Source organism: Nocardia transvalensis, from assembly GCF_015477765.1.
GTDB classification, from domain to species: Bacteria; Actinomycetota; Actinomycetes; order Mycobacteriales; family Mycobacteriaceae; genus Nocardia; species Nocardia transvalensis_A.
This window is the reverse complement of the sequence record NZ_JADLQQ010000007.1, coordinates 99,992-123,325: the sequence shown is the minus strand read 5'-3', so window position 1 is coordinate 123,325 and position 23,334 is coordinate 99,992. Positions and strand designations below refer to the sequence as shown.

Sequence of the window (23,334 nt, the reverse complement as noted above, 5' to 3'; positions counted from 1 at the left end):
GTCAGCCCTCCTCGGTCGTGCGGGCGATCGCCAGCTCCAGATCGGCGAGTTCGTCGGGATCCAGCGCCAGCAGTGGCTCGTCGGCGGCCGGGGTGACACGTCCCGTCCGGTTCAAGGTTTCCAGGGCGGTGAACCAGTGCGTGCTGAGTTCTTCGATGTCGGCGCCGGTGAGCAGGGAGTCCGGCCACGTCCAGAACGCTCGCAGCCGCGGTCCGGCCGGGCCGTCGATGGCGATCGCGTTCAGGTCGATCGCATGCTCGAAATGCAGCGGGGAATCGTTGGCCGCCAGCGCGTCTGCCGGGTCGGCGACCATGGTCCAGCCGTTGGTCGGCTGCTGGGCGAACCGGCCCAGATAGTTGAATCCGAGCTGCGGGCGGCTCAGCGCCGCCAACTGGGCACCCGCCGGGTCAAGGTAGCGCAGGACCTGAAAGCCGTTGCCGCCGTCGGGGATATCCCGCCGGATGGTGCGTACCCGCGCGAGCACCGTTCGGGCCTGTCCGGTGTCGTCGAGAACGAGATCCTCGCGCAGCGAGCCGATGTCGAGCCGGATCGGATAGCGGGCGGTGAACCAGCCCGTGGTGCGGGTCAGGTCGGCGTCGGCGACGGCCTCGCGGCCGTGTCCCTCCACATCGACCAGCAGCGTGTCCGCGTCGGCGTGCCCGCGCGCTCGCTGCCAGGCCAGCACGGCCATCGTCAGCGCCGTCAGCAGGATGTCGTCGATATCGGCGCCCAGTGCGACCGGTGTCGTTGTGAGCAGCTGTTCGGTCGACTCCGTGGACAGAATCCGGCTCAGCGTCCTCCCCCGATCTCCGGTGTCGATGGCCGGATCCACTCGGCGGGCGCCGACCGGAGGCTGCTGGGTGTCGAGAACCTTTGCCCAGTAGGGCAATTCGGATAGCCGCATCGAGTCCGTGCCCTGCCGGAGCAACCGCTGCGACCAGGTTCGGTACGACGTCGCCTCAGGCGTCAGAACCTGCTTCGGCTCGGCACCCGCCGCGGCCGCGGCCAGCGCGATGGCCAGGTCGTCGAGCAGCGTCGGCCACGACACACCGTCGACGCCGATGTGATGCACCATCAGCAGCAGGCGGGTCTGCGGGCCGTCGAACAGGACCGCGTGGACCAGCTCGCCCGTGGACGGGCTGAGCTGCCACCGCGCCATAGTCGTGTATTCGGCTGTCGCGCTGGCCAATTCGGTGGCCGTCGCGACGTCGACCACGGTCAGCGTGGGCCGGACGGCGTCGCGGGGCAGAGTTTCCATCGTGACGGCGCTACTGTCGGGATCGATGCCGACCCGGGTGCGCAGGCTCGGATGATGATCGACGAGCGCGGCGAGCGCGCTCCGCAGGTGGACCGGCTCGATCCGGTCGTGGGTCTCCAACAGGATCGACTGGCTGACCTGATCGTGGTCGCCGGGCCGCTCGTAGAGCCAGCGGACCATCGGCGGCGCGGCGAAGGCGCCCACCGAGTCGGCATCACCGTCGTGTGGAGCGGCCGCGCGTGCGCCCGCCCCCGCGAGCAACCGTGCGACGGTGCGGTGTTCGAAAACGTCCTTGGGCAGCAAATGAATTCCGGCCTGCCTGGCCTGCGCGGCGACCCGCATCGCACCGATGCTGTCGCCTCCGAGGGCGAAGAAGTCGGCGTCGACGGTGACCCGGTCGCGATGCAGAACCTCGGCCACGATGCCGCACAACCGGACCTCTCGCTCGGTGACCGGGTCGCGGCCCTCCCCCGCCGAGACGTCCGGCGTGGGCAGTGCCCGCCGATCGAGTTTCCCGCTGGCGGTCTTGGGCAGTTCGGCGAGCCGGATCAGCGTGGCGGGGGCCATGTATCCGGGCAGCCGCGCGGCGACCGAGTCGAGCACGGCCGCGGTGTCGACCGCAGGATCTGCGACCAGGTAGCCGACGACCCGGCCGTCGCGCACGTCCGCGGCGGCGGCCTCCACCCCGGGCGCCTCGGCCAGCGCGGACTCGATCTCGCCCAGTTCGATGCGGTATCCGCGGATCTTGACCTGGGTGTCGGCACGCCCGTGATAGTGCAGCGTCCCGGCTCGGTCCCAGGCCGCGAGATCACCGGTACGGTACATGCGCGCGGACTCGGCGAACGGGCAGGCGACGAAGCGCTCTGCGGTGAGGTCGGACCGATTCAGGTACCCGCGGGCCAATCCTGCTCCGGCGATGTACAACTCGCCGACCTCGCCCGGCGCGACCGGCCGCAGGAACCGGTCCAGGACATAGCAGCGCACGTTGAGCAGCGGTCCGCCGATGGGCGGAGCGGGGAACGACCCGCTGAACTCACCGGTGCTGTAGATGGCCGCCTCCGACGGACCGTACAGGTTCACCACCCGTCGTCCACGCGTGCGCATCGTCTCGGCGGTGTCGGCGGGCAGTGCCTCACCCGCGGTGAGCAGTGTCGCCGCACCGAGATCCGACGAGCACGCCGCCAGGATCTCCCGCCACAGTGTGGGTGTGGCCTCGACGAGTGTGGGCCGGTGGTTCTCGATCATCGAAACCAGCGGCATGAGCTCGCGCGCCGCGCCCGGCGGGCTGACCACGGTGGTGGCACCGCTGATCAGCGGCAGCAGCAGTTCCGCGGTCGCGATGTCGAAGGTGACGGCGCTCAGCGCCAGCAGCCGGTCTTCTCGGCCCACCTTCAGCAGCCGCCGTAGCCCGGTCAAGACATTGGTGAGCCCGCCGTGCGGCACGACGACGCCCTTCGGAGTTCCGGTGGAGCCGGAGGTGTAGATGATGTAGGCGGCGTTGCCGGGCCGCACCCGCGGCAACGGAACATCGGGCGCCGAGCCGGGTGCGTCGATATCGATCCGGGCGATCTGCGGATGTGCGGCAAGCAGTTCCGCGGTGTCGGCGGTGACCACCGCGGCGGTCGGCGCGGCTTCTCGAAGGATGTGGGCCAGCCGCTCGGGCGGGGTATCGGGGTCGAGCGGGAGATAGGCGGCCCCGGCCCGCAGGATGCCCAGCATGGCGGCGACCAGTCCCGCCGAACGGGGCACCAGCATCGCCACCACATCGTCCACGCCCACCCCTGCGGCGGCCAGGCGGCGAGCGAATGCACCGCAGCGGCAATCGAGTTCGGCATAGGTCAGCCGCTCGTCGGCCGACAGTACCGCGGTGGCGTCGGGTGTGCTCGCCACCGACTGCCCGATCAGCTCCGGCACGGTGCGTTCGGGCAGGTCCACGGTCGTGTCGTTCCAGTCGCGCAGCACCCGGACACGGTCGGCCTCCGGCAGCGTATTCACCTGTGCGACAGGCGCATCGGGGGTCTCGGCCAGCGCTGTAAGAATGCGGCACAGCCGCTCCAGCAATACCTCGGCGTCGCTCACCGGATAGAGGTCGGGGCGAAACACCAGGCGCAGGCTCAGTTCCGGGCCGAAGGTGGCCATCAGGCTGAGCGGGTAGTGCGTTGCGTCCCAGCCCGTGACGTCGGTGATCCGCAACCCGCCGACAGTCGCGTCGAGGCTGTCCGGGTCGACCGGGTAGTTCTCGGTGATCACGGTCGTGTCGAACAGGGCGTCGAATCCGGTCAGCCGCTGAATCTGTGACAGCCCGAGATGTTCGTGCTCGCGCACCGTCCGCTGGGTCGTCCACAGCCGACGAGCGGTGTCCAGCATGCTGTCAGCGGAGGCGATCGTGACGCGGACCGGGACGGTGTTGATGAACAGCCCGATCATCGATTCGACGCCGGTCAGGTCGGCCGGTCGGCCGGAGACCGTCGACCCGAAGAGCACATCACCGGTGCCGAGCGCGGTGCCGAGCAGCAGCGCCCACGCCGTCTGCACCAGCGTGTGCGCGGTGAGCCGGTTCGTCCGGGCCACCTCGAGCAGATCGGCGGTCGTACGGGCGGGCAGCCGCACGGTGTGCGATCGCGGCGGCTGCCGCACGTCGGCGACGGCGCCCGGCGCGACCAGCGTCGGGGTCTCCACATCCGCGAGATACCGCCGCCATGCCGAGCGCGCGGCCTCGCGGTCGCGCCCGGCCAACCAGCCCAGATAGTCGCGGAAGGCCGTGGGCCGCGTCAGCGCCGAGGGGCCGTCCGCATACAGCGTCAGCAGTTCGCGCAGCAGGATCGGCATGGACCAGCCGTCGACGAGGATGTGGTGGCAGGTCAGAATCAGCCGAAACGTCTTGTCGCCCAAGCGCACCAGCGTGAACCGCAGCAGCGGCGGCTCGGACAGGGTGAAGGCGTGGTGCCGCTCGGCGTCCACGATCCGGTCCAGTTCGTCGCAGCGACGGCCCTCGGGCACCGGCCGCAGATCGACCTCCTCCCAGGGCATCTCGACCTCGCGCGGGATCAGCTGGACCGGGCGATCGAGCTCCTCGTAGACGAACCCGGCCGTCAGATTGGGATGCCGCGACAGCACCTCGGTGGCGGCGCGGCGCAGTGCCGCGGTGTCGAGCTCGCCCTCGAGCGCCACCACCACCTGCGTCGTGTAGACGTCCATGCCATCGCCGAATTCGGCGTGGAACAGCACGCCTTCCTGCAGCGGCGTCAGGGGAAGGATGTCGTGAATATTGCTGGTCATCGCGGTGTGCTCCTCCACTTGCGTTCGAGCAGATCGACCTGCGACTGGTTCAGCGCCAGCAGCGGGAAGTCCGAGGGGGTGTGGCCGCCGGAGCCGTCGTGTTCGATGTGGCGGGCCAGGGCTTCGATCGCGCGGCACCACGCCTGCGCCAGGTCCTCGGCGGCGCGGTGGGTCAGCAGCCGCGACGGCCATCGGAAGGTGGCCTGGAGTCGGTCGCCGTCGGGGGTGGCGTGCACGGCGGTATTCACCTCCAGCACGTGCGCGCTGGGTGTGTCGTCGTCGAAGGCGCTGAGGCCCAACGGTTCCGGCGCCGGCGTCCAGTCCTGGGAACGGGCGTGCGCGATCTTGCCGAGATAGTTGAACAGGATCTGCGGACGCGGCAGCGCGGCAAGGGCGTCGCGGGTATCGGGATTGAGGTAGCGCAACAGTCCGAAGCCGATGCCGGAGCGTGGAATCTCATGGAGCTGTTCCTTGACCGATTTGACGATCAGAGACCAGCTGGCGCCGCCGGTCCAGACGTCACCCCAGTCCGGTATGCCGATCCAGAGCAGTGCCGGGTGCAGCGCGGTGAACCAGCCGACCGTCCCGGACACCCCGGAGACCGCTTCGCGCCCGTGCCTTTCCACATCGACCAGCAGTGTCCCGTCGGACCCGGTGGTATGGGCGATCGCGACGGTGAGTGCGGACAGCAGCAACACGTCCGCGCCGGTGTGGAATGCGGCCGCTGCCTCGTCCACCACTCGCCGCGTCACCTCGGCCGGCAGCGAGATCTGCAGCTGCGCCTGGGTGCCCACGGTGTCCAAGGCGGCGTCGAGCCGGTCGGTGGTCAGGGACGGACCCTGTTCGGCGAGTATCGAAGTCCACCGGTCCAGCTCGGCGACCGTTTCGGTCGCCGTCGCCTGCTCGGCCAGCAGCTGGGCCCACCGGCGCACCGACGTCCCTCCGGATGTCAGCGGCTGCGTATCGGGTTCGGACTCGGCGCGAACCAGCAGCGCCAAGTCGGTCAGCAGGGTCGGCCAGGACACCGCGTCGACCGCGAGGTGATGGGCGATCACGAGAAGTCGGCCCTGGACCGGTCCCGTGTCGAACCACCAGAACTGAATCATCGGCCCGTCGAAGGGATTCAGCAGCGCCTTCGCATGCCGCGCCTGCTCTGCGACGAGCGACGCGAGTTCCCGCTCGGCGAGGGCACTGGCGTCGATGCGACCGACCAGCGGCCGGAGCTGCTCGGTGTCGGGCGGCAGAATCTCCGCGGCCCAGCCGACGCCTGTGCCGTTCTCGCGCAGCGCCATTCGCAGCGCGTCGTGATGGGTGACGAGTCGGCGTGCGGCCTCCTCCAGCCGTCCGAGGTCCAGTCCGGGCGGCACCCGCAGCAACACGGCCTGGTTGAAACCGTGGATCGAGCCACCGCGTTCGGCCAGCCAGTGCATCATCGGCGTCATCGGCAGCGGACCCACCGGCATATCGTCGGCACGGTCGGCGGCATCGACCGGCGTTGCCATGGCGGCCAACTCGGCCAGCGTCTCCGCCGCGAGCACATCGCGCACCGTCAGGCTCAGGCCGTGGCCGCGGGCGCGGCTGACCAGTTGCAGCGCGGTGATACTGTCGCCACCCGCGGCCAGGAACCCGGCCTCGGTGCCGATGTCGTCGCGGCCGAGGATCTCACCGCACAGCGATGTCAGCACCCGCTCCTGCGGTGTGCTCGGCGCGCGCGTGCCTTGGCCGCCGCTGACCGGTTTCGGGAGTGCGGCACGGTCGAGCTTGCCGTTGGCAGTGGTGGGAATGCGGTCGATCTCCACGATGGCGGCGGGAATCATGTAGTGCGGCAGTCGCTGTCGCAGGTGCTCGCGCACCGGCACCATATCGATCGGTGCGTCATCGCGTGCGACGACGTAGGCCACGAGTCGCTGATCGTCGATCACGACGACGGCATCGCCGACCGCCTCGTGCTCGGCCAGCACCGCCGCGATCTCCCCCGGCTCGATCCGCAGACCCCGCAACTTCACCTGATCATCGCCGCGACCGACATATTCCAACTCACCCTCACGGGTCCACCGCACCAGATCACCGGTGCGATACATGCGTTCACCGGGCACGCCGAACATGTCGGGCACGAACCGTGACGCGGTCAGGCCCGCCCGCCCGTGGTAGCCGCGGGCCACGCCGTCACCGGCGACATACAGCTCTCCCACGATGCCCGGCGGCACCGGATGCAAGCGGCCGTCGAGCACGTGGACTCGCGTCGCCGACACCGGTGAGCCGATCGGGATCTTCCCCGAGGCGTCCAGTGCGTCACTCATGGTGGCGCACACGGTGGTTTCGGTCGGACCGTAAGCATTGATCATGCGCCGACCGCCGGACCACCGTCGCACCAACGCCGGGCCTACCGCCTCACCGGCGACCACGAGCAGATCGAGCGACGGCATCGTGCCTTCGGGAACCGACGCCAGCACGCTCGGCGACACGGTGGCCGCCGTACAGCCGGTGGCTGTGACGAATTCGGCGAGTTCCGCGCCCACCAGGGGGCGTTCGGGGGCGACCACCACCGTGGCCCCGGTCAGCAGGCTCATCGACAGCTCCCAGTAGGAGGCGTCGAAACTCGGCGAGGCCAACGCCAGCACCCGATCGCCCGGGCCCACCTCGCACTCGCGCGCATGGGTGTCCGCGAGTCCGGCGACACCGCGATGGGTCACCAGTACACCCTTGGGTCGTCCCGTGGATCCGGAGGTGTAGATCATGTACGCGCCGGAGTCGACCGAGACCGCGGGCAATGTCGCCGCCGAGGCCGCCCGGTGGCCGATGATGGACCCGATCTCCCGACCGGACATGTGCAGCGCCGCCACTCGCTGTCGGGAAATCGATGGCGGCAGTGCCGTGTTCGACCCTTCCGCCACGAGAATCAGGGCAGGATCGCTGTCGGTGAGCACGAATTCGATACGCTCGGCCGGATACCCGGGATCCACCGGCACGTACACCGCTCCGGCCTTCAGGACACCCAGAACCGCAACGACATTCGCCACCGACCGCGGCAGCACCAGCGCCACCCGATCCTCGGGCCGCACCCCGCGCGTCAGCAGTTGTTGCGCCAAGGCGTCCGAGGCGGTATCCAACTCCCGATACGACAGCCTGCGCTCACCATCGGTGACCGCCGGAGCACCAGGATGCCGTCGGATCTGCGCGGCGAAGATCTCCGGCATCGGACGGCGCGGTCCGGCGAACCCGCCGACTGCGCCTCGGCCGTAGCTCCCCTCCCACTCGCGGGGCTGCAGTACCTCCACATCGCCGACACCGCGATCAGGGTGGGCGAGCATCTGTTCCAGCACGATCCGCAGTCGCGAGGCCAGCGCCTCGGCCGTCGCCGGGTCGAACAGGCCGGTGGAGTATTCGAGCATGCCGTCCATGCCCGCCGACTCGCCGTGCTCGTTGCGATGTTCGACGAAGCTGAACGACAGGTCGAACCGGGACGCGGGCACGGCCACGTCGTATCGCGTGGCCGACAGGCCCGGCAGCCGTAGCGCACGCTCCCGCGAGTTCTGGAACACCACGGCGACCTGGAACAATGGGTGGCGCGACCGCGACCGGGGCGGGTCCAGCACCTCCACCAGCCGCTCGAACGGCAGCTCCTGATGCGCGAATGCCGTCAGGTCGGTGTGGCGGATCCGTTGCAGCGCTTCGGCTATGGTCGGATTGCCGGACAGGTCGGTGCGCAGCACCAGGGTGTTGACGAAGAAGCCGATCAGTTGCTCCAGCTCCGGCTCGGCACGGCCCGCCACGACCGATCCGATCGGGATGTCGGTGCCGGCGCCGGACCGATGCAGCAGGATCGCCACGGCGGCATGCACGACCATGAAGACGCTGACGTCGTAGGTTCGGGCGAATTCCGCGAGACGCCGGTGCAGCACGGGGTCGAGATCGAGCGAGACCGCCGCCCCGTGGTAGGAGGTCCGCGCCGGACGCGGCCGGTCGGTCGGCAGCGGCAGTTCGACGGGCAGATCGGTCAGTGTGGTGCGCCAGTATTCGAGCTGGGCCGCGGCCAGGCTCTGCTCGTCGGCCTCGTCGCCCAGCAGCCGCTGCTGCCACAAGCTGTAGTCGGCGTACTGCACGGGCAGCGGCTCCCAGTCGGGTGCGCGACCCCGCGATCGGGCCTCGTAGGCGGTCGCGAGGTCGGCGGCCAGCGGCAGCTCCGATTCGCCGTCGACCGCCGCGTGGTGGAGGGTGAGCACAAGGGCGTGGTCGTCGGGACCGATCCGGAAGATCTTGGCGCGCAGGGGGATCTCAGTGCGCAGGTCGAACCCCCGGGCGGCTTCGGACGCGGCGAGCACCGCCAGGTCGGCGGGGTCGATCGCCATGGTATCGACATCCAGCCGGGCCTGGTCGAGCACGAGTTGGTAAGGGCGGCCGTCGAATTCAGGCAGGACGGTGCGCAGCACCTCGTGCCGTCGGACGAGGTCGTCGAGGGCCTGCACGAGCGCGTCGACGTCGAGCCGCCCACGAAGCCGCACCGCCAGCGGGATGTTGTAAGTGGGCAATTCGGGATCGATCCGATTGAGCATCCACAACCGCCGCTGAGCCGGCGAGGCGGGTATCCGCTCCGGTCGAGTCCCAGCCACCAAGCGCGCCACACCATCGCCATCCCGGCGTGCCACACCACCGCCATCCCGGCGTGCCACACCACCGTCATCCCGGCGCGCTCTTGGCCGGGCCCCTCCGTCGATCACCGCGGCAAGGTCGGCCACTGTGGGATGGTCGAAGATGTCCCGGACCGCGGACCTGCCGCCGAGCCGGGCCCGTATCCTGGACACCAGCCGGGACGCGGTCAGTGAGTGACCGCCCAGTTCGAAGAAGTCGTCGTGGATTCCGACCCCGTCGACTTCCAGCACCTCCGAGAACAGGTCCCGCAACGTACGTTCGGTGGGTGTGCGTGGCTGCTCGCCGCCGGTTCGCGCGACCGGTTGCGGAAGGGCCGACCGATCGAGCTTGCCGTTGGCAGTGGTCGGAACCCCGTCGATCTCGACAATGGCGGCGGGAATCATGTAGTCCGGCAGCCGGTTTCGCAGCCATTCGCGCAATTCACCGGCGTCGACCGAGGCGGTGGCGACCACATAGGCGACCAGTTGCTCCCCACCGGAGACCACGACGACCGCATCGGAGATCGCCTGGTGCTCGGCCAGCACCGCCGCGATCTCCCCCGGCTCGATCCGCAGACCCCGCAACTTCACCTGATCGTCGCCGCGACCGACATATTCCAACTCGCCGTCACGGGTCCACCGCACCAGATCGCCGGTGCGGTAGAGCCGATCACCGGGTGCGCCGAAGGGATCGGCCACGAATCGCGCCGCGGTCAGACCCGGCCGCCCATGATAGCCACGGGCCACGCCGTCACCGCCGACGTACAGTTCACCCGCGACCCCGCGCGGGACCGGATGCAGCCGGTCGTCGAGCACGTGGATCCGCGCCGCCGACACCGGCGAGCCGATCGGGATCTTCCCCGAAGAGTCCAGCGCGTCGCTCATGGTGGCGCACACCGTCGTCTCGGTCGGACCGTAAGCATTGATCATGCGCCGACCGCCGGACCACCGTCGCACCAACGCCGGGCCTACCGCCTCACCGGCGACCACGAGCAGATCGAGCGACGGCATCGTGCCTTCGGGAACCGAGGCCAACACGCTCGGCGACACGGTGGCCGCGGTACAACCGGTGGCGGCGACGAATTCGGCCAATTCCGGCCCGGTCAACGGCTCTTCGGGAGCCACCACCAAGGTGGCGCCGGTCAGTAGGCTCATCGACAATTCCCAGTAGGAGGCGTCGAAACTCGGCGAGGCCAGCGCCAGCACTCGATCGCCCGGACCGATGTCGCATCGCCGGGCATGGGTGTGCGCCAAACCCGCCACACCGGAATGCGACACCAGAACGCCCTTGGGCCACCCGGTGGATCCGGAGGTGTAGATCAGATAGGCGGCGGAGTCGGCCGGAATGGACGGCAGCCGTCGATCGTCATCGGGAACCGGATCGTCGACGAGCGTTCCCACGGCGGCACCGGAGCTACGCACCGCCGCCCGGCGGGATTCGGAAATACGTTGTGGCAGGCTTTGATTCGCTCCCTCGGCCACCAGGATCAGTGCGGGATCGCAGTCGCCGAGCACGAATTCGATGCGCTCGGCCGGATACCCCGGATCCACCGGCACATACACCGCCCCCGCCTTCAGAACACCCAGCACCGCAACCACATTCGCCACCGACCGCGGCAGCACCAGCGCTACCCGATCCTCGGTGCCCACCCCACGCGCCATCAGCTGCCGGGCCATAGCATCCGAGGCGACATCCAGCTCCCGATACGACATCTCCCGCACACCATCGGTCACCGCCGGTGCCGCCTCCCGCTCCAGCACCCGCGCCACGAAGAGCTCCGGCATCGAACGGCGCGGCCCGGTGAAACCGCCGACCGCGCCCCGGCCGACGATCCCGTCCCGTTCACCGGCATTGAGCACACTCACGTCGCTTACGCGTCGGTTCGGATCGTCCAGCACCGCGTCGAGGAACGATCCGAACCGCTCGACCAGGTCTCGCGCGGTGTCCCGGTCGAACAGCTCGGTGGAATACTCCAGCACCCCGTCGATCCCGGCGTCCACGCGCTCGGTGAAATGCCAGGACAGGTCGAATTTGGCGGTGGCGACCTCGGGTTCGCCGACCTCGACCGCGAGTCCCGGCAGCGCCAATCTCGGCTCGGGAGTGTTGTTGAGCGACATGGCGACCTGGAACAGCGGGTGGCGCGACCGCGACCGCGGCGGGTCCAGCACCTCCACCAGCCGATCGAACGGCAACTCGCGGTGCGCGAACGCCGCCAGGACCGTCTCCCGCGTGCGCGCCAAATGGTCGGCGAAGCTCGGCTCGGCCGACAGGTCCGCGCGGAGCACGAGAGTGTTGGTGAACAGCCCGATGAGCTCGTCCAGCTGCGGTTCCTCACGCCCGGCGACCACCGTGCCCACCGGGACGTCGGTGCCCGCGCCGATCCGGTGCAGCAGCCCCGTCAGCGCGGCGCACAGCACCATGAACACACTCGCCCCGTGCCGTTCGGCACAGCGCATCACCCGCTGCTGCGTGCGCGCACCGAGACGGAACCGCTCACGCCCGCCCGCGCCCGACAGCGTCGCGGGGCGCGGCCGATCGACCGGCAGAGCCAGTTCCGCGGGAAGTCCGCTCAGGGCCGTGCGCCAGTAGCGAATCTGTTCGCCCGCAACGCTGTCCGGATCGTCCTCCGCACCGAGCAGGGCGCGCTGCCAGGCGGCATAGTCGGAATACTGAACGCTCGGCGGCGTCCGGTCCGGTGCCTGCCCAGCGAGCCGGGCCCGGTAGGCCGCCGACAGATCCGCGGCCAGCGGCGCCAGCGAAGCGCCGTCGGCCGCGCTGTGATGCACCACGATCAGCAGCGTGTGCTCGGTCGCACCGGTGGTGAAAAGTGTTGCCCTGATGGGTAATTCGCAATCCATCCCGAACGGCCGGGCCGATTCCTCGGCCAGGCGTCCGGCCAGTTCCCGCGGCGATGTCGCACACCGAATCATTCGCAGGCCGGTGTCGGGTGCGGCGATCACGGCCACCGGCTCGCCGTCGTCCTCCACCATGTAGGTGCGCAACGCTTCATGCCGAGCGACCACGTCCGCCAGAGCCTCCTGCAGCAGATCCGGGCGAACGTCTCCCCGTAACCGGATCTCCAGCGGAATGTTGTAGCCTGCCCGATCCGGTTCGATACGGTCCAGCAACCACATCCGCCGCTGGGCGTACGACAGCACGGGCTCGGTCCCGGCACGTGCCGTCAGCGCGGGACGGCGCGGGCGGCTCTCGGCTGGGCCGTCCAGATGGTCGGCGAGCTCGGCGACCGTCGGGTGATCGAACAGCGCACGGACCGGGATGTCGACCCCGAGGGCCGCGCGCAGCCGCGCGATCAGTTTGGTCGCCAGCAGCGAATGCCCGCCCAGGGCGAAGAAACTGTCGTCCAGGCCGACCCGTTCGGCACCGAGCACCTCGGCGTACAGCTCGGCCAGCCGACGCTGCCGGTCGTTCTGCGGCGCACGATAATTCGTGGTGTCGAAGGCCGGTGCGGGCAGCGCTCGGCGGTCCAGTTTGCCGTTCTCGGTGATCGGCAGCGTATCCAGGTGGACAAACGCGGCGGGCACCAAGGGCGTCGGCAATCGCTTCGCCAGCTCCGCGCGCAACCGCCGGGTGTCGAGCCGCTCGGCACGCGACGTGACGTAGGCGACCAGGGCGGCGCCGATGGGCAGATCGGTGCGCAACACCACCGCCACCGCGTCGATAGCCGGATCGGCCCGCAGCATCGAGGCGATCTCGGTGGGATCGACTCGATGGCCGCGGATCTTCACCTGATCGTCGGCGCGCGACAGGTAATCCAGCACCATGCCGTCGCCGACCGGTCGCCACCGGACGATATCGCCGGTGCGGTACATCCGCTCGCCCCCGGGTTCGATCGTGTTCGCCACGAAGCGAGAGGCGGTCAGCCCGGGACGATTCCGATAACCACGGCTGACACCCGCTCCGGCGAGATACAACTCGCCCGCGACACCCGGCGCACAGGGCCGTAGACAGGAATCGAGCACGTAGCAGCGCATGGCATCCAGCGGCCCGCCCAGGGGCATCGCCGCGGACCTCGTCACCGCCTGCCGCACCGGATACCTGGTCGCGAAGGTGGTGGTTTCGGTCGGTCCGTAGACGCACACCACGTGCACCCTCGGGCACGCGGTGAGGACCCGGTCGACCGCATCGGGGGCGATGGCCTCGCCGCCGACATTGATCTCGCGCAAACCGTCGAAACAACCCGGATCCACCTCGGCGAGTAGGGCGAACAGCGCCGTCGTCAGGAACATGGCGGTCACCGCGTGGCGGGCGATCAGCTCGCGCACCACCCGGCCGTCGACAGGGCCCTCCGGCGCGATCACGACAGTGTGTCCGGTCAGCAGCGGCACCCAGATCTCGTAGGTCGAGGCGTCGAAGGCCAGCGGCGAGTGCAGCAGCACCCGTTGGTGGGCGCCGCCGGTGAATCCGGAATCCAACGCCAGAGCGGCGATATCGGCATGGGTGACGACCACGCCGTTAGGCCGGCCCGTCGAACCAGAGGTGTACATGACATAGGCCGCCTGCCGCGGGTGCACCGCGACATTCGATGCTGTGGGCAGCCGGTCGATGTCCCGCACGATCGGCGGGTCGTCGAGCAGTACGAGTTCGGCCGTGGCGGGCAGCGACCGCGACCGCTCGGTGTCGGTCAGGACCAGCCGCGGCGCGGCGTCCTCGAGCAGGAAGACCTTGCGCTCCAACGGATATCCCGGATCGATCGGCAGGTACACCGCGCCGATCTGCACGCAGGCCAGGACCGCGATCACATAGTCGACCGATCGGGGCAGGGCGATGCCGATCGTCGACTCGGGTTCGACACCGCGAGTCAGCAGGAAGTTCGCCAGCCGCCCGGCCCGCGCCGCCAGCTCGGTGTAGCCGATCGACTCGTGATCGGTCACCAGCGCCGTGGCGTTCGGATGGGCCTGGACCCGAGCCGCGAAGATTGCGCCGATCGGCGCCCAGGGTGTCGTCTCGAGTGTCGGAGACGGAATCGACAGTCGGCGTTCGGTTTCCGATAGCAGATCGATGTCGTGCAGGCGCAGATCGGTATCGGTGGCCATGGCATCGATCAGCATCAGCAGTCGATCGACGAGTGCCTGCGCGGTGGCCGCGTCGAACAGGTCGATGGCATAGTCCAACTGCCCGGTGAGCGAGCTCTGCTCGGGACGGTCGGTCAGGTCGAAGGACAGGTCGAATTTCCCGGCGTCGAGTTCCCCGGGGGCCGCCGTGATCTCGAGGCCCGGCAGGGTGAGGGTGGCCTCGGCATTGTTCTGGAAGGCGAGCGCGACCTGGAACAGTGGATGCCTGCCGAAGGACCGTTGCGGATTCAGCGCCTCCACCAGTCGTTCGAAGGGCACATCCCGGTGTGCGAATGCGGCTAGATCGGTGGTCTTGGCCCGTGAAATCAGTTCGGACAGCGTCGGATTGCCGGAGGTGTCGGTGCGCAGCACGAGGGTGTTGACGAAGAAGCCGACCAGATCGTCCACCGCGGTCTCGGACCGGCCAGCGACCGGCGCGCCGATCACGATGTCGGTCCCCGCGCCGAGGCGAGTCAGCAGGCCGGCCAGCGCCGCGTGCACGAGCATGAACACCGTGGCGTGGTGTTCGGCGGCGGTCGTGACCAGCCGCGCGTACCGGTCGGACTCGATGCGCACGGGTACCGATCCGGTACGGCCGCTGGCTCGAACCGGTCGCGGCCGATCGAACGGCAGCTCCAATTCCTCCGGCGCACCGGCCAATACCGTCCGCCAGTGCGCGGTCTGCGTCGACAGCAGCGATGCCGGATCGTCCTCGTTGCCGAGGACACGCCGTTGCCACAGCGCGTAGTCGGTGTAAGCGACCGGAAGCTCCGTCCACCGCGGCGCGGCCCCAGCTGTGCGCGCTCGATACGCCTCGGACAGATCGCGGGCCAGCGGCGCCAGCGACCAGCCGTCCGCGGCGATGTGGTGCACCGTGAGCACCAGGACATGCGATTCCTGTGCCAGCCGGAAGAGCCTGCACCGCACGGGGATATCGGTCTCGAGGGCGAACCGTCGCGTGCCCTCCGCGCGGATCGCGGCGTCGAGGACCGCCTCCTTGATCTGGTCGATGTCCAACGGCAGCTCCACCGATTCCGCCGGAAGCACTCGCTGGTACGGCTCACCGTCGTGCTCGGGAAATACGGTGCGTAGGGTTTCGTGCCGCTCGACGACATCGTTTATCGCATCCCGCAGTGCCCCTGTATCCAGCGCGCCGGTCAGGCGCACGACCATCGGCATGTTGTAGGCGGCCCCGGTGTCGGCCAGCCGTTCGAGGAACCACAGGCGTTGCTGCGCGAACGACAGCGGGATACGCGCCGGGCGCGGCTGCGGAGTGAGCGGCGCCCGCGTGCTCGCCTGCGTGCCCGCGAGCTTCTCGGCGAGCTCTGCGGGTGTGGGATATGCGAAGACGTCCTGAATTCCGAGCTCGACCGTTGTCGCGGCGTGCAGGCGTGAGATCAACCGGGTTGCCAGCAGCGAATGCCCGCCGCGGTGGAAGAAGTTGTCGTCCGCCCCGATCGCCGCAGCACCCAGCACCTCGGCGAAGACGGCACAGACCAGTTCCTCCATAGGTGTGCGTGGCGCGCGGCCCACCGGGTCACTCTCGGGTGATGGCGCGGGCAGCGCCCGCTTGTCGAGTTTTCCGTTGGGTGTCAACGGAATTCGGTCCAGACTCACCAGCGCCGACGGAACCATGTAGTCGGGCAGCTCCCGCGACAGCAGGCGTCGCACCTCACCCGAGTCGAGGCGCGCGCCCTCGCGCGGCACCGCATAGGCGACGAGCCGCCGATCGCCGGGGTTGTCCTCGCGCACCACCACCGCGGCGCGGGCGATGTCCGGATACGCGGTCAGCGCGGATTCGATCTCGCCGGGCTCGACCCGCACGCCCCGCACTTTCACCTGCTCGTCGGCGCGGCCGTGATACTCGATCGTCCCGTCGGTGCGCCATCGCACCAGATCACCGGTGCGGTACATGCGGCGACCCGCCCCGGCGATCGGATCGGCCACGAACCGGCTCGCGGTCCGCCCGGGTTGCCCCGCGTAGCCGCGGCCCACACCCGCGCCCGAGACGTACAGCTCCCCGATCGCGCCGCGCGGAAGCAGCGTCAGGTCAGCGCCGAGCACGTACAGGTCGATGCCGGGAATGGCCGTGCCGATCGGAATCGGTTGGCGGCGATAGTGTTCCAGGTTGGCATCCAGGCGATGGCAGGCCACGACATCGGCCGCCTCGGTCGGGCCGTAGCTGTTGACGAACACCGGTGCAGGCGCACCGACACGGGCCAGATCGTCGGTGGCTATCGGTTCGCCGCCGAGGAACACGATGCCCAGGCCACCGAGGCAGCCCTCGGTATCCGCCTCGACGAGCGCCGTGAAGGCGCTGGGCGCCATATTCGCCGCCGCGACGTCCACCTCGCCGAGCATCCGGATGATGTCGGCGGGATCGAATCGGCTGCCCGCCAGGCAGAGCGGGCGTCCGGTGCGCAACGCGGTCCAGACATTCTTCTGGGTCAGATCGAAACTGGGCGAGGACGCGATTAGCATCGCGCCGTCACCGATGTCGGCCAGCTCGCGTTCGTACCAGTCGAGGGTGTTCTCGAAACCCTCCACGTGCACCGCGGTGGGCTTGGGCCGACCGGTGGAGCCGGAGGTGAAGATCAGGTAGGCCAGCCGCTGCTTCGGCAGCGCGACCGGATCCGGCAGCATGACCGATGCGCGCACCGTGCCGGTCTCGCCCGGCACGACCAGCGGAATGCCGACGTCGTGCTGGTCGGCCCACTCGCGGGTTGTCACCGCGCAGACGGCCGCGCTGTCGTCCAGCATGGCCTGAATCCGATTGTCCGGGTAGGTCGGATCGATCGGGGCATAGGCGGCCCCCGTGCGCCGGATCGCCAACAGAGACACGATCCAGTCCACCGATCGAGGGAGGATGACCGCGACGACGTCGTCGGGGCCCACACCAGCAGCGACCAAGGCGCGGGCCAGGGCCTCGGATCGCCGATCCAGCTGTTGCCGGGTGAGTCGGCCGTCCGGTGCGGTGACGGCGACGGCGTCCGGTGCCATCGCGGTCTGGCGTGCGATCCGGTCGATGGTTTCGGTGTCCGAACGTGCCGGTATCGGGCCGCGGCCCAAGGCCAGCAGGTCCTCGCGCTCGGCGCCGACCAGCACCGACGCCGTACTGATCGGGGCGTCCGGCAGTATCAGCACATCGCTCAGGAACCGGGTGAACCGCGCCGTGAGCGCCTGCGCGGTCGCGGAATCGAACAGATCCGCCGCGTATTTCAGCGAGCAGTGCAGTCCGGCCGGTGCGCCGGTGTTCGAATGGCCTTCGCGGACGACGAGTTCCAGATCGAAGCGAGCATCCCCGATATCGATCGGGGCGAGCCGGGCTCGAGCACCGGGGAGATCGAACCGGGCCTGCTCGGTGTTCTGCACGGCCAGCATCACCTGGAACAGTGGGTGCCGCGCCGCGGACCGATCCGGATTCAGCGATTCGACGAGCAGTTCGAACGGAATGTCCTGGTGGTCGAAGGCTTCCAGCACCTTGGGCCGGTTGCGGTGGACCAGTTCGCGGAAGGTTGGGTTGCCCGAGGTGTCGATCCGGAAGACGAGGGTGTTGACGAAGAAGCCCACCAGCGACTCCAGCGCCGTATCGGGTCGTCCGGCGATCGGGGATCCGAGAGGGATGTCGGTGCCCGCGCCCAGCCGGGTGAGTAGCCCCGCCAGCGCCGCCTGCAGCACCATGAACGGGCTGGTGCCGGTCTCGACGGCGAATGCGCCCACCCTGCGGTGGGTTTCGACAGGCAGATCGAATGTGATGCGGCCGCCGGTATGCGAAGGGCGCTGCGGCCGCGGACGATCGGTGGGCAGGGCCAGCTCGGCCGGTGCGTCGCGCAGCTGGTCGCGCCAGAACGCCAGCTGAGTAGACATCCTGCTGTGCGGATCGTCGGCGGAGCCCAGCAGCCGCTGCTGCCAGAGGGTGTAGTCGATGTACTGAACCGGCAGCGGCACCCAATCAGGTTGTGCGGCGGCCACTCTGGCTCGGTAGGCCACGGAGATGTCGTGTGCCAACGGTTTAGCCGACCAGCCGTCGGCGGCGATGTGATGAACCACGACCGCGAGCACATGCTCGTCGGCGTCGAGGGTGAAAAGCCGTGCCCGGATCGGAATCTCGGTAGCGAGATCGAATCCGGTGCGGGCGAAGTCCCGCAGTTGCTCGTCGAGCAGCTCCTTCGACACCGTGGCCGCGTCCATGACCGGCGGCAACTCTCGTGGGGCCAGCACCTGCTGCCGCGGACGGCCGTCGTGCTCGGGGAACACCGTGCGCAGCGATTCGTGCCGAGCGATCACATCGGCCAGTGCGGCGGCGAGGGCGGCGGCGTCGATCTTCCCGTGCAGACGCAGGGCATACGGCTCGTTGTAGGCGGTGTGGTTGCCCTCCAGCCGCTGCAGGAACCACAGCCGCCGTTGCGCGTACGACAGCGGCGCCGGCCCGGTGCGTGGTTGCGGCGTCAGCGCGGGCCGGGTCGCCAGGGCGCTGTCGGCCAGTCGTTCGGCGATCGTCGCCACCGTGCGAGCGTCGAACAGATCGCGAATGCTCAGCTGCACGCTGAAGGCGGCCTTGATCTTGGCGATGAGTTTGATGGCCGACAGCGAATGCCCGCCGAGATCGAAGAAGTCGTCGTCCGGACCGATCTCGGCCACCCCGAGCACTCCGGCGTAGAGCTCGCACAGGGTCTGCTCCACCGGAGTATGCGGCGCCCGGCCTTGGCGGGGCGCCGAAACCTCCGGTTCGGGCAGCGCTCGGCGGTCCAGCTTCCCGTTGTTGGTCAACGGCAGTGCGGGCAGGAAACCGAAGGCCGAGGGAACCATATAGTCCGGCAACAGTTCTCGCAGGAACTCCCGCAGTTCGGTGGGCGTCGGCGGCGCGTCGGCATGCGCGGGCACGACATAGGCGATCAACCGCTGATCCTCCCCCTGTGCGCCGCGGACCACCGCGGCCGCATCGCGCACCTGTGAATGCCGCAGCAGCCCGGCGGCGATCTCGCCGAGCTCCACGCGGAACCCGCGGATCTGCACCTGGTCGTCGCCGCGGCCCAGGTACTCGAGCTCACCGTCGAAGGTCCAACGCGCGATATCACCGGTGCGGTACATGATTTCGCCCGCCCCGGCGAACGGGTTGGCGACGAACTTCGACGCGGTCAGCGCGGCCCGCCGGTGATAGCCGCGGGCCTGGCCGCTACCCCCCAGATACAGATCACCCGCGACTCCCGGTGGCACCGGGCGTAATCGGGAGTCGAGCACGTAGGTGCGCTGGTCCGGAATCGCCCGCCCGACGAGGTTGGCGGTGACGTCGCGTTCGTTCGGACCCAGCGGGCGATAGGTGGCGTGCACCGTGGTCTCGGTGGTGCCGTACATATTGATCATCCGAGGCCACTCGCCGCGCTGTTCGAACCAGCCCCGCAGCTGTGCGGGATTCAGCGCCTCACCACCGAAGGTCACCACCCGCAGGGCCAGCCGGTCGGCCAGCTCGGGTGCGCTGCGGGCGGCGTCGGCGAGCGGCAGGAATGCCGAGGGCGTCTGGTTGAGCGCGGTGACCTGCTGCGCGACAAGCAGTTCCAGGAATTCGTGCGGCGACCGCGACAGTTCGTAGCTCACCACGATCAACCGCCCGCCGTTGAGCAACGCATTCCACATCTCCCACACCGACATGTCGAAGGCGTAGGAGTGGAACAGCGGCCACACGTCGCGGTCGCCGAAATCGAACCACGCGGCGGTCCGATCGAGCATGCGGATCACGTTGTGATGGGCAATCACAACACCTTTCGGCCGACCGGTGGATCCGGAGGTGTAGATCACGTAGGCCGCGTTCGCCGGACGCAGCACCGCGCTGCGCTCGCCGTCCTCGATCGGGTGGGCCGGGTGGTGCGCGATGCTCGCGACGACCTCCGGATCGTCCAAGAACACGGTGGTCGCTCCGTCCGGGACTGCGGCGGCGAACTCGGCGGTGGTCACCACCACCGCAGGCGCGGAGTCGGCGAGGATGTAGCTCGTCCGCTGCGGCGGCGCGGCGGGATCGACCGGGACGTAGGCCGCACCCGCCTTCAGCACCGCCAGGACCGTCACCACCAGCTCCAGCGAGCGCGGCAGCAGCAGGCCGACCCGATCGTCCACGCGCACACCACGTTCCAGCAGTGCGCGGGCCAGCCTGTTGGCTCGTTCGTCGAGTTCGCGATACGTCAGGGCGTGATCGGCGAATCGAACGGCCTCGGCGTCGGGGCTGCGCCGCACATGCCGGTCGAACCGGCGGCAGATGTGGTCGCCCGGCCGCGCGGACTGCGACGGATTCCACCGCCGCACGACATTGTCGCGCTCGCCCTCGGTCAGCACCTCAATCGATCCGATCGGCGCCAGCGGATCACGGGTGATCGCGCGGCAGTACGCCGTGAAGCGATCGCGATGCGCGGCCACCGCGTCCGCGTCGTATGCCTGCGGATTGCCGTCGACATCGACCTGCAGTCCGGCGCCGTCGGACCGGTCGTAGATGGTGAAGGCGAGATCGTCGACCGGGCCGTTGCTCAGGTTGTGCACCGTCGTAGGGATGCCCGCGAAGTCGACCGGCAGATAGAACGACAGGATGTTCACGAACGCGACCGGCAGGACCGCGTGGCCGCGCAGCGATTCGAGTTCGTGGCGCAGGTCCTCGAGGCGGTACTTCCGGTGCGACAGCGCCGCTTTCAGCTCCGCGCTGGCCTGCGTCACCACCTCGGCGAATTCGGTCTCCGGGCGAATCCGGAACCGGACGAGGACCATGTTCGCCGCCATGCCGGGGGTCATATTGGCCTCCGGCGTGGACCGACCGGTCACCGGCATCACCAGGACGACGTCCTCCCGGTCGGTGATCCTATGGACGTAGCAGGCCACTGCCGCCAGGATCACGCGAGTCCACTTCGCCCCCAGCCGCTCCCCCAGCGCCGCCAGCCGATCGGCGAACTCCTGAGGCAGATAGGCGGTCTCTCGATAGAACGTGGGTGAGACGCCGGTCGCCTTGCGACCCATCCCCACCAGTTCGACCTCGTCGGCGAACTTCTCCAGCCAGTACCGGCGGTCCACGGCGAACTGGTCCGAATCTCGGTACCGCTGCTCGTCGTCGATGAACAGGCTGCTGTGGCCGAAGGGATTCGGGCCGGGGTCGTGCCCGCGTACCAGCGCCGCATAGTGCTGGGTGATCCGCTGGATGAACAGCGAACCCGAGTACGCGTCCAGGATCGCGTGGTGCGCACTCTCGAAGAACAGGCACAGCTCGGGTGACAGTTTGAACGCGGCGGCGGTGAATAAGCCGCCGCGTTCCAGGTCGGGTGCGCTCGACAGGTGCGACTGCATCCACGCCATCGCGAACTGCCTGCCCTCGGGGTCACCGGTCAGATCGAAAGTCTCGACGACGCATCGGCATTCGTCGCGGTGTTCCTGAAAGATCTCGCCGTCCATCTCCACGAAGCGGATCCGGCAGGGATCGACCTCCCGGGTGGTCGCGCGCACCGCCTCGCCAATCGCGGCCAGGTCGACGTCACCGTGGATCTCCACGTACTCCGCGATCCAGAACGCCGAGCTCGACGGGTCGAGCGCCTGCCCCATCACCACACCCAGCTGCGCACGCGACAACGGCAGCAGACTGGACGATTTCGTCGATCCCACCACGGTAACTCCTTACCTGCACACCGCATTGCCACGGCGCATGCATTGCTGGATCCCGCGCGAAACGACAGACGGCCTTGTGCCGTACGTTCTTTCGCCGGACGAACCCGAGAGCGTCACTGTCGATGCCCCCGGCCACGGGCTTCGGGTCTCCGTTCCGGACCCCCGTCGGACGGAACCTGGGAGAGCGACCCGCTGGTTTCAAACGAAAGTAATAGCATTAGAGCTATCTGTCAGCAACTACTTCGGTGAACAGCTTGTCACGGAACCGTAAAGACGCACTGGTAGCGGACTGTTCGTCAGCATCCGGCTCCCGGGGCCTAGCCAGAGCCAGGTCCTCGTGTTAGCCTCAGCATCCGGAGAGCAACCTGATACACCGCGTATCACTAAACTTGAATCAACCAACTATTTGAAGGCACGCATTAGTTCTGGAGACGACATGACAACGAGTACCAATCCGTTCGACGACGAAGACGGCACTTTCTTCGTTCTGATCAATGACGAAGAGCAGTTTTCGCTCTGGCCCGCCTTCGCCGAGATACCCAGCGGCTGGCGCGCTGTCCTGGGCCCGGATACCCGGTCCACCTGCCTCGAGTACATCGAACAGAACTGGACCGATATGCGGCCGAAAAGCCTGCGCGAGGCGATGGCGGCCGACGCGGCCGCACGCTGACGCGTCCGTCCCGAAACAGCCTGCGCCAGCGAAGAATCGACCGGATGGGACATCGGCACCGGATGCATCAACGGGTCGTCCAAGCCGTGGTCGTCACCGTCGGCGGATTCTTCGCGTAGGATTCCACCAGCGACACCCAGCCTTGTACCACTTTGTCGCATTCATCGCCACACCGCTGTGCTCGCGACTCTGCCAAATACCCGTAGGTGCCCAGGGCGGCGAACTCGCTGCGCTGGACAAGAAGATCAAAGCTGCCGATTGGGAACTGACCGCGTTGCTCGCCGCGACCGACACAACTCTGACCAGCCTGCACGGCATCGGCCCGTCCGGTACGGCGCGGCTGCTCGGCGATATCGGAGATATCCTCCGATTTCCCAGCGCCGCTCGATTCGCCTCCTGCAACGGCACCGCACCCATCGGCGCCTCCAGCGGCGACTACCAGCGACATCGCCTGTCCCGCAAGGAAATCGGCGCATCAACCGGGCACTGCACTTCATGGCCATCGTACAGTTGCGCCATGACACCGCCGGCCACGCCTACTACCGACGCAAACTCGCCGAGGGAAAAACCCCGATGGAAGCGCTGCGCAGGCAGAAACGACGCCTGTCCGGCGTGGTCTACAAACACCTGATCCGTGATACCCAACGAGATTCGGAGGCGAGCCCGAAAGGGCACTCGGGGGCGACTCCGACATTCAGCGCGGCCGACCCAACCCCGATGGTCGACACTTCGGACAAGCCACTTCCCGGCCCCCCACCAGCGACAATACGCCGCCCACCGCCGCTCTCTTG

5 protein-coding genes are annotated in these 23,334 nt (G+C 68.7%); 2 read left to right on the top strand and 3 right to left on the bottom strand.

Annotation, left to right across the window (positions count from 1 at the left end):
- Nucleotide 1: 1 nt before the first annotated feature.
- Entirely contained in the window at nt 2–4,537 is a 4,536-nt protein-coding gene (locus IU452_RS21420) for a non-ribosomal peptide synthetase (RefSeq protein ID WP_195110906.1), read from the bottom strand.
- Nucleotides 4,534–21,873, bottom strand: coding sequence for a non-ribosomal peptide synthase/polyketide synthase (locus IU452_RS21415; RefSeq protein ID WP_195110905.1), 17,340 nt, complete (start codon nt 21,871–21,873; stop codon nt 4,534–4,536). The genes IU452_RS21420 and IU452_RS21415 overlap by 4 nt, the downstream gene beginning before the upstream one ends.
- 436 nt (nt 21,874–22,309) lie before the next feature.
- Between IU452_RS21415 and IU452_RS21410 the strand changes: the two genes are divergently transcribed.
- On the top strand, nt 22,310–22,543 hold the full coding sequence (locus IU452_RS21410; protein WP_195110904.1) for an MbtH family protein: 234 nt from the start codon (nt 22,310–22,312) through the stop codon (nt 22,541–22,543).
- A gap of 67 nt (nt 22,544–22,610) precedes the next feature.
- Here the strand turns inward: IU452_RS21410 and IU452_RS38280 are convergent, their stop codons facing one another.
- The gene (locus tag IU452_RS38280; protein WP_228818500.1) at nt 22,611–22,991 is read right to left on the bottom strand and encodes a hypothetical protein; all 381 of its coding nucleotides are present in this window, start codon (nt 22,989–22,991) and stop codon (nt 22,611–22,613) included.
- On the opposite strand from IU452_RS38280, the gene IU452_RS39565 reads away from it, so the two are divergent.
- Entirely contained in the window at nt 22,884–23,174 is a 291-nt protein-coding gene (locus IU452_RS39565; RefSeq protein WP_416382354.1) for a transposase, read from the top strand. The two genes, IU452_RS38280 and IU452_RS39565, sit on opposite strands and share 108 nt — an antisense overlap.
- Nucleotides 23,175–23,334: the final 160 nt, after the last annotated feature.